The sequence below is a fragment of the Zoogloea dura genome (assembly GCF_012927165.1).
In the GTDB taxonomy this organism is placed as follows: domain Bacteria; phylum Pseudomonadota; class Gammaproteobacteria; order Burkholderiales; family Rhodocyclaceae; genus Zoogloea; species Zoogloea dura.
Map to the genome: position 1 here is coordinate 106,938 of NZ_JABBGA010000004.1, position 18,348 is coordinate 125,285.

Consider the following 18,348-nt stretch of genomic DNA (forward strand, 5'->3'; position numbering starts at 1 on the left):
TCACGTTGAAATTTCTTTCTTCAGTCCGAAGCGGTTCATCAAATCGTAGAGGGTCGGCCGGCTGATGCCGAGCACTTCGGCAGCCCTCGCAACATTGCCATTGACCCGGGCCATGACGCGCACCACGGCGCGCCGCTCGGCCTCTTCCCGCACCACGCGCAGGTTCAGCGCCTCGAGGGCTTCGGTCTCGCCCTCCAGGCCAACCCCCACATCCTCGGCGGTGATGCAATTGCCGTCAGCCATGATCACCGAGCGCTTGATGGCATTCTCGAGTTCGCGGATGTTCCCTGGCCAGCGGTGGGTCTCGATCGCCTGCACTGCATCATCCGTGAGAGACAGCGAACCCCTCCCGTGATGTGCCGCGAAACGCTGGACGAAGGCATGGGCGAGCAGTACCGCGTCGCCGTCCCGATCACGCAGCGCAGGAATATCCACCACGATCTCGGCAAGGCGATAGTAGAGATCCTCGCGGAAGCGGCCGGCCTGGATCAGGCCCTTCACGTCCTGGTGGGTGGCGCAGACGATCCGCACATCGACCGGGATCTCCTCGCGACCGCCAATCCGCTCGATGACCCGCTCCTGCAGGAAGCGCAGCAGCTTGGCCTGCAGCGGCATCGGCAGGTCGCCGATTTCATCGAGGAACAGGGTGCCCTTGTTGGCGACCTCGATCTTGCCGAGGGTCTGCTTCACGGCGCCCGTAAAGGCACCCTTCTCGTAACCGAAGAGTTCGCTTTCGAGAAGATTCTCCGGGATCGCAGCGCAGTTGATCGCCACAAAACGCTCGTTGCGGCGGGGAGACAGTTCGTGCAGGCCGCGGGCCAGGACTTCCTTGCCGGTACCGCTCTCGCCGAGCAGCATCACGGTGACGTTGGCCGAGGCCACCCGTTCAATCAGGCGACAGACCTTGAGCATCCCGGCATCCCGCGTGATGACGCCAGACAGGGCACTGCCCTGCTGGATCTTCAGGCGACGGTTATCCTGCTGCAGGTCGTACATCCGCAACGCCCGGTCCAGGGTCAGGGTCAGGAGCTCCGGCTCGAAGGGCTTCGCAAAGAAGTCATAGGCCCCCATGCCCACGGCACGCACCGCGTTCTCGCGGTCATGCTGGCCGGTAAGCACGACCACCTTGGTGTCCGGAGCGAGGGCAAGGATCTCGCCCAGCAGCCGGAAGCCCTCGGTCACATCATCGGGTGCCGGCGGCAAGCCAAGATCCATGGTTACCAGAGCCGGTTCATGGCGACGCAACTGGGCGATAGCCTCCTCCCGGTTGTTCGCCACTACGGTCTCGAACTGATCGAAGGCCCAGCGCATCTGCTTCTGCAGTGCGGGGTCGTCCTCCACGATCAGCAATGTCCTGCGTTTTTCAGTCATATTTCTAGTTTGCCACCGCTTCGTTACCGCTGTTCCTGACGGTCTCGGCAAGAGGCAGGCGAATGTCAAAGCGGGATCCTGATCCGACCTCGCTGTGCACCACCAGATGGCCCCCCAGCTCTCGCACGTACTGCTGCGATTCGTAGGCTCCTATCCCCATGCCACTTGCCTTGGTTGTCTGGAAAGGCTTGAACAACTGATCCCGTATGAATGCTGCAGACATGCCCGACCCCGTATCGCGCACCGTGATGCAGGCCTGCTTACTCTCCTGGGATAGTTCGACTGACACACTACCATGCTCGGAAGTTGCGTCGAGGGCATTTTGCACGATATGGCCGAGGATACGCTCAAGTCGTTCCGCATGGGCAAGCACGGCAAGCTCGGGTGCCCCGTCACTGAAACTCAGCCGCGGATAGAACATCCGCTTCGACTGGACGATATGCTCGAGCAGACTCTTGAGCGCAACCGGTTTGCGCTGATTGATCGGCGTCTTCTCCATCAACTGGGCCATCAGTCCGCGCATGCGCTCCTCCACGTGGCGCACGGTATCCAGCATGTCGGCCTGAAACTCCGGATTATCCTTGTGACGCTCCGCGTTGCGCAGCATCAGGGACATCTGCGCAACCAGGTTCTTCAGATCATGCACCACGAAAGCGGACATCCGGTTGAAGGCATCGAACTTGCGAGCCTCGATCAGGGCTTCGGTGGCCTGCATCCGCGCAAAGTAACTGGCGGCCTGGCGCCCTGCCGTCTTGAGCAGATCGAGAACCTCCCAATTGACATCCACGGGGGTGCGCGGCGTCAGGAGCATCACGAAACCGACCAGGACACCCGACGAAATCAGCGGAACAATCAACCACATGTCGGCAATTTCAGAGGCCCACTCCGGCACGCCGGCTTCGCTCTCCCGGGACATCCCGCTGCGCATCTGCTCAAGATTGACGACCCATTCACGCTCCCTGAGGAAGCGGCAGAAATCAGAATCCTCATGCTCGACAACACCACTATGGGGCATATTGAGACGCGCCTGCTGGCTGAAGTTACCATCCGCCCCTCTCAACCAGACGCCTCCGCCAGGACTCTCCACCAGATCAGACAGCGCCTTGACCACCGACTCCCCCAGACTGGAGCCATCTCCGGCGACAGAAAGCGCCTGGGTCACACCCAACCACTCCGTACGGTAGTCATACCGGTAAGCGAAGAAATGCTTGGCCAGAAGAACACGCAAACGTGCCCTGAACGCCCCCGAAAATGCGAGCACCACCAGCGACAAGGCTCCCCCGAAGAGCAGCACGAGCTGCATGGCTTCGCCCCATTCGCCACCGAAGTAGCGCATGTAGTAGCCCGCACCTGCAATCAGCAGCAGATAGAGCCCCGACGCCGCAAGGGCTGTCGAATGGAAGACCACATGACGGGAAACCGCGATCCGGAAAGTCCATTCTGGATTGCGCGATGCGGAAATCGCCACCAATGGAATGGTGAGGGAGTGAGCCAAGCCGCGGACACTCCAGACAACCGGATCCAGACGACTGAACATCAAGGCGTCCGCAAACATATACACATCGAACGCGAACAAGCTCCCCAGGGCCAGGGCAACCGGCTTGCCTCCCCAGCGGGAACGTTCCGGGATGGAGCGGTAGAAGAACTCAAGCAGGACCAGGCCATAAACAGCCGTGAACAGTGAAGTGCCGGCCCAGGTCCGCAGCGGCGTGCCGTACACCGGAAACCTGAGAGAAAGGCACAGCACACCGAAGGCGGCAAGCGACACCACGGCCATCGTCACCAGACGCGGCCACTGGGGCACCACGACCTCTCCCTCCAGCGCGGAGGGCTGGCGCAGCAATGCCACCAGGAAAGCGAACCACCCCCCCATGCGGAGGACATCCAGCAGATTGGCCAGCTGGAAGAGCCAGGCCCAGCCCAGCACAGCAAAAAGCCAGTTCAGGGCGGCCCAGGCTACGCTGATCCCTACGGCGACAATCAGGAAACCGCCGCGGGACCCCTGTTTCCAGGCGAGCCCCAGATAGATGCCGAACAAGGCATGAGCGACTGCGGCGGCGGCATAGCTCCACACCGGCACTTGCGAGAAAGTGGATTCCATCAGGCCTCGGTCAACGAAAAAAGACGCCCCCGACCAGGTCGGGAGCGTCCGGCTTTACTCCGGGTGCCGGAGCCTTGCCGGGTCAGTGCGCCCCATCGCCGGTCAGCACGACCCGTACTGTCTCGAAGAGGACCACGGTATCGAGAAACAGCGTGTGGTTCTTGACGTAATAAAGATCGTACTGCAGCTTGTTGATTGCATCATCCACCGAGGAGCCGTACTGGTAGCGGACCTGGGCCCAGCCCGTCACACCCGGCTTGACGCAGTGGCGGACGGCATAGAAAGGAATGTCACGGGTCAGCTGATCGACAAAGAAGGGGCGTTCGGGCCGCGGGCCGACCAGGCTCATGTCGCCCTTCAGCACATTGAACAGCTGCGGCAGCTCATCGATGCGGACCTTGCGGATGAACCGGCCGACACGGGTCACACGGTCATCATTGGCCGCCGCCCAACGGGGCTTGCCATCGCGTTCGGCGTCACGACGCATGCTGCGGAACTTGGTCACCTTGAAGAGGCGCCCCCCCAGACCGACGCGCTCCTGACGGTAGAAGACCGGCGCGCCATCCTCGATCACGATCATGAGCGCAGCCAGGATCATCACGGGGGTGGCCAGCACGAGCAGGATCAGGGACACCACGATGTCGAAGACGCGCTTGACGAGAGTGCGTCCCCAGCCCTGCCGGAAACCTTCACCGTAGATCAACCAGCTCGCCCGCAGCGAATCGATGCGCACCTGACCCCGTACACGCTCAAAGAAGCTGGACAGGTCGAGCACCTTGATGCCCGCCATCTTGCAGTCAAGCAACTCACGCAGGGGGATCACTCCGCCACGCCGCTCCTTCAGGGCCACGATGATCTCGTCGACACGCAGATGGTTGGCAGCCGCCAGCAGGTTGCCGTCGAAATGGACGACACGCTTCGGATCGACACGGACATCCTCTCCCGGACCTGCGGGATAGAAGCCCACCACCTGCAGGCTGCTGTTTGCCGGATGCGTCAGAGCATGCTCCACCGCCACGGCGTCCGCGCCGGTGCCAATCACCATGATACGTTTCACCAACACTCCTGCTCCCACACGCCTGACGGCAAATCCACGAACGGCAACGACGAACCCGAGCAGCACCACCACATTGATTTCCATCGCATCGTGGGCAAATTCGCCCCACGGAAGAACCCGGAAGATACCGTAGGCAACGGGAATGCTCAGCGCGATGGACATGACCACCCGCATCAAGGTGTCGCGGAAGTTACCACCAAATCCCGTCCGATAGAGCCCGAGCGCACCATTGAGGATCATCATGGTGACGGCAAATGCCAGCGCCGACGGCACCACTTCCGCCACCAGACCCGCATCCAGCCTGCTCTGAAGGCCAAACACCACCATCACGGCAACAAACAGCAGGAGTGCATCGAAGAGCACCTGCAACACCGTGTTCGACGGAACGTAATGATTGAACAGTTTCAGCATCTCGAGCTCCAGTCGCCCCGCGGGGACGACGATCCATGCAAATCAGATGACCAGGAGAGCCGCAGATTTTGCAACCCTGTGAAAAAGCGGTTAATTGTTCATGAAGATCGAATTCCGACCCTGCATCAAAGACCCGCCCGACTTGCCAAATGCGTGAGAAATCGTATGGCTGCACGATAGCGCGAAGCGGCCGGGACGCCCGTGATCCCCGTCACGCAAAAAAAATATTTCACGGTCGGCACGCCCCCCGGAACAACCCATATCGGGCGCCTGGCGCTCCTCACAATTCAACCTGCGTCCCGAACTCCACGACCCGGTTGGCCGGAATGCAGAAGAAATCCGCCGCACTGTGGGCATTCCGGAACATGAGGATGAACAGACGCTTGCGCCACAGACCGAGGAAAGAGCTGGCCTTGGGGATAAGATTTTCACGCCCCAGGAAGAAGGACGACTCCATCAGCTCAAACGGCAGCCCCTGGCTCTCGCACAAGCCCAGCGCCGAAGGGATGTCCGGGTCGTCCTTGAAGCCATAGCGGACGAAGACCCGGAAGAAACCGAAGTCGAGCTCCTCCACCCTCACCCGCTCACTCGCCGGCACATAGGGCACATCGTCAGTGATCACATTGACCAGCACCACCCTGGCATGCAGCACCTTGTTGTGCAGCAGGTTGTGCAGCAAGGCTCGTGGCACGCCGTCGGGCGCGGTGGTCATGAACACGCCGGTTCCCGGCACCCTGATCGGAGGATCGTGGAACATCGACTGAATGAACAGATCCAGGGGCATCGTATCGATGCGCATGCGCTCGGCCAGCGCCGCCCGGCCCTGCTTCCAGGTCATCAACAGGGTGTGGATGGCAAGCCCCAGGGCCAGCGGGAACCATCCCCCGTCGAAGATCTTGACCGTGTTGGCCGAGAAGAACGCGAAATCGACCGAGAAGAAGAGCAGCAAGAAGGCGAGCGATGCCCCCAGCCCCCAGTTCCACAGGGTCCTCACCACGAAGAAGGCCAGCACCGTATCAATCATCATCGTCAGCGTGACGGCGATGCCGTAGGCCGAAGCAAGGGCACTGGAGGAACGGAAGCCCAGCACCAAGGCTACCACCGAGGCCAGCAGCATCCAGTTCACGTTGGGAACGTAAATCTGCCCGACTTCCTTTTCGGAAGTGTGAACCACGTGGATACGCGGCGAGTACCCCAGCTGGACCGCCTGCTTGGTCAGTGAGAAGGCCCCCGAAATGACCGCCTGCGAGGCGATGATCGTCGCCAGCGTGGACAAGGCCACCATCGGATAGAGCAACGGCTCGGGCACCAGCAGGTAGAACGGGTTCTTCACCGCCTCCGGGTTATCGAGGATCAGTGCGCCCTGCCCCAGGTAATTCAGATACAGCGCCGGAAAGACGAAGCCGAACCAGGCCATCTTGATGGGGCGTCGCCCAAAATGGCCCATATCCGCATACAAGGCCTCACCGCCGGTGATGGCCAGCACCACTGCCCCCAGGGCAAGGAAACCCAGACCGCGGTTGGCCTCGAAAAAAGCCAGCGCATACGCAGGGTTGATGGCCCGCAGCACGTCCGGATGCCGGAGTACGTTGATGGCTCCCAGCACGCCGAGGGTGGCGAACCAGAACAGCATCACAGGGCCGAACACCGCTCCGACCCGCGCCGTTCCCTTGCTCTGGATCAGGAACAGACCGGTCAGCACCACCAGCGAGATGGGCAGCACGTACGGCCTGAACGCCGGGGTGGCCACCTCCAGCCCCTCGACTGCGGAGAGGACCGAGATGGCCGGCGTGATGACCCCGTCACCATAGAACAGTGCCGCCCCGAACAGCCCCACAGCGGCCATCGCAGAAGCCAGGCGGGGCGAACGGGTTGTCCGCAAGGCCAGGGAGGTGAGGGCCATGATCCCCCCCTCTCCCCGATTGTCGGCCCGCATGATGAAGACCACGTACTTCAGCGACACTACAATGGTGAGCGCCCAGAACACCAGGGACAGCACGCCCAGTACATTGTCCGGCGTCACCGCCAGCCCGTGATGTGCGTTGAAGACTTCCTTCATCGTGTAAAGAGGGCTGGTTCCGATATCACCGAACACCACCCCCATCGCGGCCAGGGCGACAGGCATAACCTGGGTTCGCGAGCACTTATCGTGACCTGCGACACTGTTCGCAGACATTCAACTCTCCCGTAGCGATCGGAGCACTATGACAATACGCCACGACGGGCGGCAACCGGGACGAAGACCCGATGTGCCATCCCTCCTGGTGGCAGGCAATCCGGGCGACGGCCCCGGATGGGTGCGAGATACTACCGCATTGCAGCAAAAGCAGAACGGGAAGCGTGATTCTTCACCACCTGTATTGCCGTCCGATTGCTTACGATTACGCCCGGCACGACACTGGGGAGATTAGGACAGACCCAACACCGGAAATCGCGCCAGATCCTGCTCCAGCGGAACACCCAATACTCCAGAAACGACGACAACCCACGCGGATGCCCCTTTCCACCTCGACCCTTCGCCATCTTGCCGGTGTCGCCGCGGCCTATACCATCTGTGGCCTGCTTGCACTGCATATCGCCATTCCGCCTGGCTATGTCTCACCGCTCTATCCCGCTGCGGGTATTGCCCTGGCTGCCGTGCTCAGCTTCGGCAGACAAATCTGGCCGGCAATCATGGCTGGAGCGATCCTCACCAACATCGGTGCCGTGCTACAGACCGGACTGGAAGGCTGGGCGCAGGTCACCCCCCTTATCGTCGGCATCGGCGCCGTCCTGCAGGCCTTCGCCGGCGCCGCGCTGGCCCAGCGCTGGAGCCGCTTTCCCCTCGACACGGCCGGTCCCATCCTGCGCTTCCTGTTTCTGGTCGGGCCCGTGAGCTGCCTGATCGGCGCCAGCTTCGGCACCAGCGCCTTGGTCATATCCGGCAGCCTGCCCCTCTCCGAGGCCGCCTTCACCTGGTGGAACTGGTGGGCCGGAGACGCCGTCGGGATTCTCATCGCCACCCCCCTCGCCCTGGCCTTCATTGGCCAGCCCCGTCAGGACTGGGCTCCCCGCCGGCTCAGCATCGCCCTGCCGATGCTGGTCGCACTGCTCATTCTTGCCGCACTCGAGATCCAGGTTGCACGCTGGGAGCAGGAGCGCCTGCAGACCCGTTTCGAGCGTGATGCCCACTACCTGTCCAGCATGCTGCGCAAGCGCTTCGAGGACTACACCGGCGTTCTCCAGGCGACCGAACGCGTCATGGTCGCGGCACCTGGCATGGATCAGCAGGGCTTCCAGGAATTTGCCGCTCCCTGGCTGGCCCGCTTCGACGGTCTCCAGGCCATCGGCTGGATTCCCCATGTATCCGCCAGCGGACGTGCAGCCTTTGAAGCCGCAGCCCGAGCCTCGGCAAGCACACCAGATTTCATGATCCGCGACCGCGATCGACAGAACATCCTGCACCCGGCCGCGGCGCGCTCCGACTACTATCCGATCCGTTTCATCGCGCCACTGGAGAGCAACCGGCGGGCCCTGGGCGTCAACGTCCTGTCGGTCCCGAATGCCGTGGAGGCGGTCCATCGCAGCCTGGGAAGCGGCAAGGCTGCCAGCACCCGGGCCTTTGAGCTGACCCAGGAAACCGAGGGGAAGCTGGGCGTGGTGGTCTATCAGCGCACCACAGGCCCCATCACGGGCTCCACCTCCCAGACCGGCCCGTCAGGCCCACCTCAGGGCATCGCCTTCGTGGCACTGCGCATCGAGGATGCGGTGCAAAGCGTATTGCGACACTACCCCATGCCCGGCATGGTCTATTGCCTGACCGAGCGCGCCCCCGATGCCCCCCTGGGACACCGGCTGGCCGGCCACGAAAACTGCCCTGCAACAGACGAGACAGCCCCGGGCGGCATCGAACCCTGGGTGGACAGCTTTGACTTCGCCGGACGCCGCTGGAGCATCAGCTTCTCGGTCACCCCCGGCTACAGCACCTTGTACCGCGGCTGGGAGGCCTGGATCCTGCTGGCCATCGGCCTGCTCAGCACCGGCATGCTCGGGGCCTTCCTGCTCTCCTCCACCGGGCGCGCCCGACGCATCGAGGAGATGGTTCAGCAACGCACCCAGGAGCTGGCCGATGCCACCCGCCGGCTGCGCACCCAGCAGGCCATGCTGACTCACGCCGAGCGCATCGCCCGCCTGGGAAGCTGGGAAGTGGACCCAGTCAGCGAACGGGGCCACGGCTCCGCCGAATTGTTCACCATCCTCGGCCTGCCCTACCGCGAGAGCCTCTCCCTCACCGATCTCAAGAACGCCGCCCACCCCGACGACAGGATCACGCTTGAAGAGGCCTTCGAGCAGATGAAGCACGGCCAGGCCGCCGCCAGCCTCGACATCCGCGTGCCCCTGGGCGACGGGGCACTCCCGGAACGGATGGTTCACTTCACGATAGAAGCCGGCGACCGCAGCGACGGCGACAAGCCCCTGCGCGGCACCGCCCAGGACGTCACCGCCAGCCGGGCAGCAGAGGCTCATATCCACTACCTGGCCCACTACGACATGCTCACCGGGCTGCCCAACCGCAGCCTGTGGGCCAGCCGGGCCGAGCAGGCCCTGGCCATCGCCCGGCGCAATCACCTGCGCATGGGCGTGCTCTTCCTTGATCTGGACAACTTCAAGAAGATCAACGACACCCTCGGCCACCCGGTCGGCGACCGCCTTCTCGCCGCCGCGGCCCAGCGCCTCGCCCTGTGCCTGCGCGAGGAAGATGTGCTGGCGCGACTTGGCGGTGACGAGTTCGTGGTGCTGCTGCCGCAGATCCATACGGGCGATGACGCGGCCATCGTCGCCCGCAAACTCATCGGTAGCCTGACCCGCCCCTTCGACATCGACGGGCAGGAGCTGAGCACCTCCACCAGCATCGGCATCGCCCTGTATCCGGCCAACGGCGCCGACGTGGATATTCTGCTCAAGCACGCCGACACCGCCATGTACGACGCCAAGAGCGCCGGGCGCAACGACTTCCGCTTCTTCACGCCGGACATGAACAACCGGGCCTACGCTCGCCTGATGCTCGAGAACGCCCTCCGCCACGCCCTCGAACGCGAGGAGCTGGAGCTCGACTACCAACCCCAGTGGGCCATGCCGGGGCAGCGCCTGATCGGCGTCGAGGCCCTGGTGCGCTGGAACCACCCGGAACGCGGGCGCATCTCGCCGGCCGAGTTCATTCCCCTGGCCGAAGAGACCGGCCTCATCCAGAGCATCGGTGACTGGGTCCTCCACGAAGCCTGTCGCCAGCAGGCCGCCTGGCAGGCCGCCGGGCTTCCACCCCTGACCATTGCCGTGAACATCTCGGCGCTGCAGTTCCGCCGTGCGGACTTTGCCGGGCACGTCCGCCAGGTCTTTGCCGATTCCGGCGTGTCGCCCAGCCACTTCGAGCTGGAGATCACCGAAAGCGCGCTGATGCAGCCGAGTGTCGAGACCGAGGCTCAGTTCGCGAGCCTGCGCAAGCTGGGACTCGGGCTGGCGCTCGACGACTTCGGCACCGGCTACTCCAGCCTGTCCTATCTCAAGCGCCTGCCCCTCACCCGGCTGAAGATCGACCGCTCCTTCGTCCGCGACCTGCCGGGCGACCCGGAAGATGCAGCGATCGCCACGGCGACCCTGTCGATCGCCCGGGACCTGGGCCTCGAAGTGGTTGCCGAGGGTGTCGAGACCGAGGCCCAGCGGGATTTCCTGCTCGAACGCCAGTGCGCGGTGATGCAGGGCTACCTGTTCTCCCGCCCCCTGCCGGCCACCGCCATCACCGAACTGCTGGCCAGCCAGGCGCACGCACCGGCCTGAGCGCCGGACGCGGGTTCAGGCCGGTGCCTCGCCCCCGCCCACCCGCAGGCGCGCCAGCGCCACCGCGGCGGCGGCGGTGCGGTTCTCAACCCCCAACTTGGCGAACACATGCTCGAGGTGCTTGTTAACAGTGCGCGGGCTGGACCCGAGGATCTCGCCGATGTCGGGGCTGGTCTTGCCCTTGATCACCCAGTAGAGCACCTCGGCCTCCCGGGCCGTCAGGCGGAAGGCCGCCATCAGCCCATCCACCATGGCGGCGTCCGACTCCTCGCGCAGCAACAGCAGCCACTCGTCGTCGCCGGTACGCTCATGCAGGTTGAAGATGAGCCGCCGGGCGGCCTGGTTGAGATGCAGGGGCGGAAACTCCCGCCCCTCGCGGCGGGCCCGCGCCGACTCATGCGCCCACGCCATCACCGCCGCCGGCGCGCTGTCCTCATGGCCGGGGAAGAAATCCTGCATCAGCTTGCGGGCCAGGGGCGTCTGCCACACCACCCGCCCGCTGTCGGGCCGCATCGCCAGGGTCGCCTGGCCCACCGCGTCGAGGGCCGTGCGCGCCTGCTTCATCAGGCGGGCGCTCTGCATGTGGGCGGCAATGCGGGCCAGGACCTCCTGAGGCCGGATCGGCTTGGTCACGTAGTCGGCACCGCCGGCATCGAAGGCGGCCACCACGTGCTCGGTCTCGGTCAAGCCGGTCATGAAGACGATCGGGATGTGCCGGGTGGCGAAGTCGGCCTTCATCCGCCGCGCCACCTCGAAGCCGTCCATGCCCGGCATCATCGCGTCGAGCAGGATCACGTCCGGCAGGCTGTGGCGGGCGCGCTGCAGCGCGCTCTCGCCGTTGGTCGCCACCAGCACCGTATAGCCCGCCTCGTCCAGCGCGTCGTGGAGCACCGAGAGGTTCTCGGGAATGTCGTCCACGATCAGCACCAGATCGGAGTTGAGCCGGTCGAATTCAGGCATGGGCCGCTTTCTCCAGCAAAGGGGGGATCGCCTCAAGGCGGAAATTGCGGGTCAGGCCGCGCACCTCGGCCACGAAGCGTGCATGGGCCGGATCTGCCGCCTCAATCTCGTCAAGGCAGGCCAGAATGCCCTTCACGTAGCCCAGATCGACCTGCCGGCCAAGCGCCGCAAGGTGTTCGGCCGGTGGGTAGACCAGCCCCTCCGGCAGCACCGCGGGCGGCGGCGGCTGATCGGCCTCCAGCCAGTCGAGGGCCAGGCGGCGGCCGGTCCAGTCGAGCAGTTCGGCCACCTGCACCGGCTTGAGGAAGAAGTCCCCGGCGCCGATGCCGAGCTCGTTGTCATCGGAATGGATGCCCCGCTCGTAGGCATTGGCCGAGATGATGGCCACCGGCAGGTCCGGGCGCCCTCCCACGCGGATCCGCCGCACCGTCTCCCAGCCATCCATGCCCGGCATGGCCAGATCCATGAAGACCAGATCCGGATCGAAATCCGGCAGCAGCGCCAGGCACTCGGGCCCCGAGGCCGCCTGGGCCAGCACGAAGCCGAGCGGCTCGAGCAGGGTGATCAGGAGCTCCCGGTCCACCCGCTCGTTGTCCACGATCAGGATGCGCCGCCGCTCGCCGCGGTAGCCCGCCGGATGGCGCCGCGGCAGCTCCCGCGCGGCCGCCGCCCCCTGCACCTGAGGCAGGAACAGGCGCACCCGGAAGGTGCTGCCGGCTCCCGGCTCGCTGCGCAGGGTCAACTCGCCGCCCATCACGTCGGCGAACATGCGGCTGATGGTCAGGCCGAGGCCCGCCCCGCCCGCCCCCTGGGCCGAGCTGCCGCGGGAGAAGGGCTCGAAGATGCGCTCGACTTCCTCCCTGGAAATCCCCGGCCCGCTGTCCTCGACCTCGAAGGTGGCCATCTCCATGCGGTAGGCGACCCGCAGGGCGATATGGCCGCGGGCGGTGAACTTGACCGCATTGCCCAGCAGATTGATCAGGATCTGGCGCATGCGCTTTTCGTCGGCCCGCACGAAGGCCGGCAGCTCGCCGCAGGGTTCGTAGCGGAAGGCCAGCCCCTTGTTGCGGGCCTGCAGTTCGAACATGCCGACGATCTGCTGCAGGAAATCGCGGAAATCCAGCGCCTTCACGTCGAGCGCCAGCTTGCCTCCCTCGATGCGGGCGATATCCAGGGTGCCCTCGATCACCGACAGCAGATGATCGCCGCTGCGCCGGATCACGTTGATGGCCTGGCGCCGGTGGGGCGGAATCGAGTCGTCGCCATCCAGGATCTGGGCATAGCCGAGGATGCTGTTGAGGGGCGTGCGCAGCTCGTGGCTGATCGCCGTGATGTAGCGGCTCTTGGCCTGGTTGGCCAGCTCCGCCGCCTGCTTGGCCCGCTGCAGTTGCTCGTCGGTGCGCCGGTGGGACTCGATCTCGCGCATCAGCAGATGAGTCTGGCGATTGGACTCCTCCTGGGCCACCAGGCGGCTCTTGTGGGTCAGCACCAGCCACCACACCACCAGTCCGGCCAGCAACAGCAAGGCCGCATAGCCCTTCAGGAAGGCCAGTTGCAGGGCCTGGGCGAAAGCCTCGGCGCTGTCGCCCAGCAGGTTGAGGCCGAGGTGGTAGAGCAGCCACACCAGCAGGGCCAGCCCAGGCGCGATGAAGCCCATCAACAACAGATAGTGGCCCAGCCCGCTCTCCAGGAAGGGCGTCGCCGACGCCGGCAGGACCCGGCGCAGGGCCGCCGACCACTGGGCCGACAGGCGGGCCTGGGGCTTGCATACATCGTTGCAGCGGGCGTCCAGCGAACAGCACAGGGAGCAGATGTCTCCCTGGTAGGCCGGGCAGCGGGCCAGGTCGTCGGATTCATAGTCGCGCTCGCAGATCACGCAGCGGCGCGTTCCCGCCACCGCCGGCCCGGGCTGGCGGGCCAGGTAGTAGCGCCCGCCGGTGGCCCAGGCGATCAGCGGTGAGGCGACGAAGGCGGTGACCAGGGCAATCAGCGCCGAGAAGGCCTGTGCCTCCGCCCCGAACAGGCCCAGCCAGGCCAGCACCGACAGCACCGAGGCAATCCCCATCGCCCCCACCCCCACCGGATTCACATCGTAGAGGTGGGCGCGCTTGAACTCGATGCCCGGCGGCGACAGTCCCAGGGGCTTGTTGATCACCAGGTCGGCCACCACCGCCATCATCCAGGCGATGGCCACGTTGGCATACAGGCCGAGCACCTGGCCGAGGGCCTGGAACACGTCCAGCTCCATCAGGACCAGGGCGATCACGGTGTTGAAGACCACCCACACCACCCGCCCAGGGTGGCTATGGGTCAGCCGGGCAAAGAAGTTCGACCACGCCAGGGATCCGGCATAGGCGTTGGTGACGTTGATCTTGAGCTGGGACACCACCACGAACAGGGCCGTTGCCGCCACCGCCCAGTGCAGGTCGGGAAAGACGTATTCGTAGGCGGCCAGGTACATCTGGTTGGGGTCCACCGCCCGCTCGGCCGGCACCGAATTGCTGATCGCCAGATAGGCCAGCAGCGCGCCGCCAAGCATCTTGACCACCCCCAGCACCACCCAGCCCGGCCCCCCCAGGAGCACCCCGGCCCACCAGCGGCGGGCGTTGGCCGGGGTCTTCTCGGGCATGAAGCGCAGGTAGTCGGCCTGCTCCCCCATCTGGGTGATCAGGGCGATGCCCACGGTCAGCGCGGCCCCGAAGGCCGGCAGATGGAAGCCGCCGCCCCCTCCGCTCTCGCCCGGATAGCCGGTGATGCCGGTGAGCACATCGGGCCGCTCCATGTACACGAACACATAGGGCACCACCAGCATCATCAGCCAGAGAGGCTGGGTCAGGGTCTGCAGGCGGCTGATCGCGGTGACCCCGTGGGTGACCAGCGGAATCACCACCACCGCGCAGATCAGGTAGCCCCAGGCCGGCGGAATGTCGAAGGCGAGATCCAGCGCATAAGCCATGATCGCCGCCTCGAGGGCAAAAAAGATGAAGGTGAAGGACGCGTAGATCAGCGAGGTCAGGGTGGAGCCGATGTAGCCGAAGCCCGCGCCGCGGGTCAGCAAGTCCATGTCCACCCCGTAGCGGGCGGCATAGATGCTCACCGGCAGGCCGGCCAGGAAGATGATCAGACCCGTGGCGAGGATTGCCCAGAACGCGTTGGCGAAACCGTAGCCGACCAGCAGGGTCGCCCCCACCGCCTCCAGCACCAGGAAGGACGCCACCCCGAAGGCGGTGTTGGCCACCCGCAGTTCGGACCAACGCCGGAAGCTTCGCGGGGTGAAGCGCAGGGCGTAGTCTTCGATGGTCTCGCGGGCGACCCAGGTGTTGTAGTCGCGACGGACCTTGACCACCCGCTGGACGGCATCCTGCGGGTCTTCGGCCGAAGCTGGCGCCGGGTCCGTCACTCCTTCATGCCCAGGCGCTCGAGGCGGTAGCGCAGGGAGCGGAAGGTCACCCCCAGGGACCGGGCCGCGGCGGTGCGGTTGCCGCCGGATTTTTCGAGGGCGTCCTCGATGGCATGCCGCTCCACCTTGTCCAGGTAATCCTGCAGCGCGGCCCCGCCGGGCTCTGCCGGCGCCGCCGGGTGGGCTTCACCCACGTCCGACGGATCGAGCAGGAGATCCTCCGCGTGGATCAGCTCGCCGCTGGACAAGGCCAGTGCACGCTCGAGGACGTTCTCCAGCTCGCGTACGTTGCCCGGAAAGGAATAGGCCTTGAGTGCATCCACGGCATCCTGGCTGAGCTTCGCCACCGGCTGCCCCGACGACTCGGCGAGCCGGTCGAGCAGGATCTCCGCGAGACCGGGAATATCCTCGATGCGCTCGCGCAGGGTGGGCATGCGCAGCTCGATGACGTTGAGCCGGTAGAACAAGTCCTGCCGGAAGCGCGAGGCCTCGACCATGGCCTTCAGGTTCTGGTGGGTGGCGCTGAGGATGCGCACATCGACAGCCGTTTCCGCCGTGTCGCCGAGGCGCCGGAACTTCTTCTCCTGGATCGCGCGCAGCAGCTTGACCTGCATGGGCAGCGGCAGGTCGCCCACCTCGTCGAGGAACAGGGTGCCGCCGTGGGCGGCCTGGAAAAAACCCTCCCGGTCGCTGTCGGCTCCGGTGAACGCGCCCTTGCGGGCCCCGAAGAACTCGCTCTCCATGAGGTTCTCGGGAATCGCACCGCAGTTGACCGCCACGAAGGGCGCCGCCGCACGCGGCCCCAGCTCGTGGATCATGCGCGCCGCCCGCTCCTTGCCGCTGCCCGACTCACCCGAGATGAACACCGGCGCCTGGCTGCGCGCCAGCTTCTCGATCAGCGAGCGCACCTGCACCATCGCCGGCGAATCGCCGATCAGGCTGGAGCTGTCCTTGCGCCCGGCGTCCTCCTCCTTGGGGCGCACCGAGAACACGGACTTCACCAGCGCGCGGAGCTGGTCGATCGACACCGGCTTGGCCAGGTAATCGAAGGCTCCGGCCTTGAGGGCCGTCACCGCGTTGTCCATGCTGCCAAAGGCAGTGATGACCGCCACCGGCAGGTCGCGGATGTTCTCGGAGATGTAGCGCACCAGCTCCAGGCCGTCCCCGTCGGGCAGGCGCATGTCGGTCAGGCACAGGCGATAGCGCCGCCCACCCAGCAACTGGCGGGCCTCGGCCAGGGTCGCCGCCCCGTCACTGGCCAGGCCGAGGCGCAGCAGGGTGAGTTCGAGCAACTCCCGGATATCGTCTTCGTCGTCGACGATCAGCACATCGGGGCCGCCGGAGCGGGCCCTTCTTTCGGTCTGGGTCATGGCTTGGCTCGTCCGGTAATGCGAAAACGGGCGCCACCTCCATCGGCCGGGCACAGTTCGAGGCTGGCGCCATTGGCCTCCGCGAGTTCGCGGGCGATATACAGCCCGAGGCCCGTTCCCTTGGAATGGGTGGTGAAGAAAGGTTCGAATATCTGGCCCCGCAAGGCCTCGGCAATCCCCGGACCATCGTCGGCCACTTCCAGGATCACCCGGCCGTCATCCAGGGCGCTGGCCTGGATGCGCACGGCGCCCTGCCCACCGCTGCTGTGGCGGCGCGCATTGCCGACCAGGTTCCAGAGGATCTGGCGCAGGTGGGTGCGATCCATGGCAAAGCTCAGAGTGGGTGGAACCTGGCTGACCACCACCCCCTCCACGGCCGCGCCCCCGGCCAGCTGGAACTCGTCCAGGAACTCGTCGATGAAAGCCTCCAGCGGCAGGGCCTCCGGCAGCGCCTCGTCGCGTCGCCCCAGCGCCAGTACGTCACCGACCAGCCGGTCGATGCGCTGGGCGTTGTTGCCGATGATGCGGATCAGACGGGCCTGCATCTCGCTGCGCTTCTCATCGGCCAGCAGCTCGGCGGCCTGGGACACGGAGGCCAGCGGATTGCGGATCTCGTGAGCGATGCTGGCGGTCAGGCGCCCCAGGGCAGCCAGCTTGACCTGCTGGATCTGGCGGTGGATGCGGTCAAAATCCTCGAGGTAGATCAGGGTGTCATCGGCCTCGCCAGCGGGCAGGAAACGGACCAGCAGCATCTTGCCGCTGCCTTCCGCACGCATGCTGTGGGCCGACACACCCAGCGCATCCTTGCGGGCCAGCTCGCGGGCCAGAGCCGGCGCGCAGTCGTGCAGCCGCTCGCCCTCCCGCAGGGGCGTGCCGAGCAGCGCGATGGCCTGCGGATTGAACTGATGCACCTCGGCGCCCTCGCCCACCACCAGCACACCGTCCTGCATGTCCTGGATGATCTGCCGGTTGAGCCGCAGCTGGTTGGCCAGGTCGGCACCCCGCCTGCGCGCCAGGTCTTCATTGGCGAGCGCCCGCTGGGCCAGCAGGCGGGCCACCTGGGCGATCGCAAAAAAGCCGATGCAGGTGATCCCGACGGTGACGAAGTCGGCCGCATCCCGCCCGGCCAGCCAGCGATAGGCGTTCTCCAGCAGCACCGCGACGGTGGCATAGGCCGCATAGAAGAGCACCATGCGCCCTTGTCCCACCAGCCCGGCGCCGGCCAGCGCCACCAGCAGCAGGATGGGGATTCCGCTGCGATAGCCGCCGCTGGCCCACATGATGATCGTCAGCAGGGTGATGTCCACCACCACCTGCAGGCTGACCAGGCGATCCAGGCCGAGCAGGCGCTCGGCATCGCGGAAACCGAGGATCAGGATGGCCGCCATGTAGGCGAAGGAGGCGGCGACGAAGACCACCGGGGAATCCGCCCCCAGCTGCAGCAGGCGGCCGGCCACCAGGAACACGCCGGCCAGGATCAGCCGGAACAGGTTGAGGTAGCGCAGGGGTTCCGCACGTTGCTCACCGCCGGACAACTGCATGTCCAGGGCGGCGGCGAGCTCGGATCTCATGTCCGGGGCCCCAACCGGCGGTGTTCGTCGGAACAGTAAAACTGGCCCCCGCTCTTCAAGCCCTCGCTCTCGGGCACATGCAGGCCACAGTGGGCACAGGCCACCATCTGTTCGATGGCAGGCCCGGCGCGCTCCGGCGTGTCGGCCGGGGCTCCGCCCGAGGCGGGGCGGCCGCCCTGCCCCTCTCCTCCAGCCCCTCGCTGCAGCGCACGCCGCACGTAGAAGACACCGATCAGGAAAAGGACGAAGAGGAGAAGATTGCGCACGGGAAAGGGCTCCGGAGGGACGGCCGA

General features: G+C 65.6%; 10 protein-coding genes. 1 reads left to right on the top strand and 9 read right to left on the bottom strand.

Going from position 1 to position 18,348, the window contains the following annotated elements:
• The 4 genes from prsR to HHL15_RS06720 all read right to left on the bottom strand — a co-directional run bounded on the left by prsR (position 1) and on the right by HHL15_RS06720 (position 7,065).
• Entirely contained in the window at positions 1-1,371 is a 1,371-nt protein-coding gene (prsR, locus tag HHL15_RS06705) for a PEP-CTERM-box response regulator transcription factor (RefSeq protein ID WP_169145064.1), read from the bottom strand.
• Positions 1,372-1,375: 4 nt separating this feature from the next.
• Entirely contained in the window at positions 1,376-3,472 is a 2,097-nt protein-coding gene (gene prsK, locus HHL15_RS06710) for an XrtA/PEP-CTERM system histidine kinase PrsK (RefSeq protein WP_169145065.1), read from the bottom strand.
• Between the two features lie 82 nt (positions 3,473-3,554).
• Positions 3,555-4,940 (bottom strand): TIGR03013 family XrtA/PEP-CTERM system glycosyltransferase, encoded by a 1,386-nt coding sequence (locus HHL15_RS06715; protein ID WP_169145066.1) that lies wholly within the window; start codon positions 4,938-4,940, stop codon positions 3,555-3,557.
• A 280-nt stretch (positions 4,941-5,220) separates the two neighbouring features.
• Positions 5,221-7,065 carry a potassium transporter Kup gene (locus HHL15_RS06720; RefSeq protein ID WP_235943269.1) on the bottom strand — a complete coding sequence of 615 codons (1,845 nt, stop codon included), beginning with the start codon at positions 7,063-7,065 and terminating at the stop codon, positions 5,221-5,223.
• Between the two features lie 368 nt (positions 7,066-7,433).
• On the opposite strand from HHL15_RS06720, the gene HHL15_RS06725 reads away from it, so the two are divergent.
• Positions 7,434-10,754 (top strand): EAL domain-containing protein, encoded by a 3,321-nt coding sequence (locus HHL15_RS06725; protein ID WP_169145068.1) that lies wholly within the window; start codon positions 7,434-7,436, stop codon positions 10,752-10,754.
• 15 nt (positions 10,755-10,769) lie between these two features.
• Here the strand turns inward: HHL15_RS06725 and HHL15_RS06730 are convergent, their stop codons facing one another.
• Genes HHL15_RS06730 through HHL15_RS06750 form a run of 5 tightly spaced genes read right to left on the bottom strand, consistent with a single transcriptional unit; the run spans position 10,770 to position 18,321 of the window.
• Entirely contained in the window at positions 10,770-11,714 is a 945-nt protein-coding gene (locus HHL15_RS06730; RefSeq protein WP_169145069.1) for a response regulator transcription factor, read from the bottom strand.
• On the bottom strand, positions 11,707-15,114 hold the full coding sequence (locus HHL15_RS26890; protein ID WP_169145070.1) for an ATP-binding protein: 3,408 nt from the start codon (positions 15,112-15,114) through the stop codon (positions 11,707-11,709). Before HHL15_RS26890 ends, HHL15_RS06730 begins: the two co-directional genes overlap by 8 nt.
• Positions 15,111-16,484, bottom strand: coding sequence for a sigma-54-dependent transcriptional regulator (locus tag HHL15_RS06740; protein WP_169145071.1), 1,374 nt, complete (start codon positions 16,482-16,484; stop codon positions 15,111-15,113). The genes HHL15_RS26890 and HHL15_RS06740 overlap by 4 nt, the downstream gene beginning before the upstream one ends.
• Positions 16,481-18,055, bottom strand: a complete 1,575-nt coding sequence (locus tag HHL15_RS06745; RefSeq protein ID WP_235943270.1) for a sensor histidine kinase — start codon at positions 18,053-18,055, stop codon at positions 16,481-16,483. Before HHL15_RS06745 ends, HHL15_RS06740 begins: the two co-directional genes overlap by 4 nt.
• Positions 18,052-18,321, bottom strand: a complete 270-nt coding sequence (locus HHL15_RS06750) for a PP0621 family protein (protein ID WP_169145072.1) — start codon at positions 18,319-18,321, stop codon at positions 18,052-18,054. The genes HHL15_RS06745 and HHL15_RS06750 overlap by 4 nt, the downstream gene beginning before the upstream one ends.
• Between the last annotated feature and the right edge of the window lie 27 nt (positions 18,322-18,348).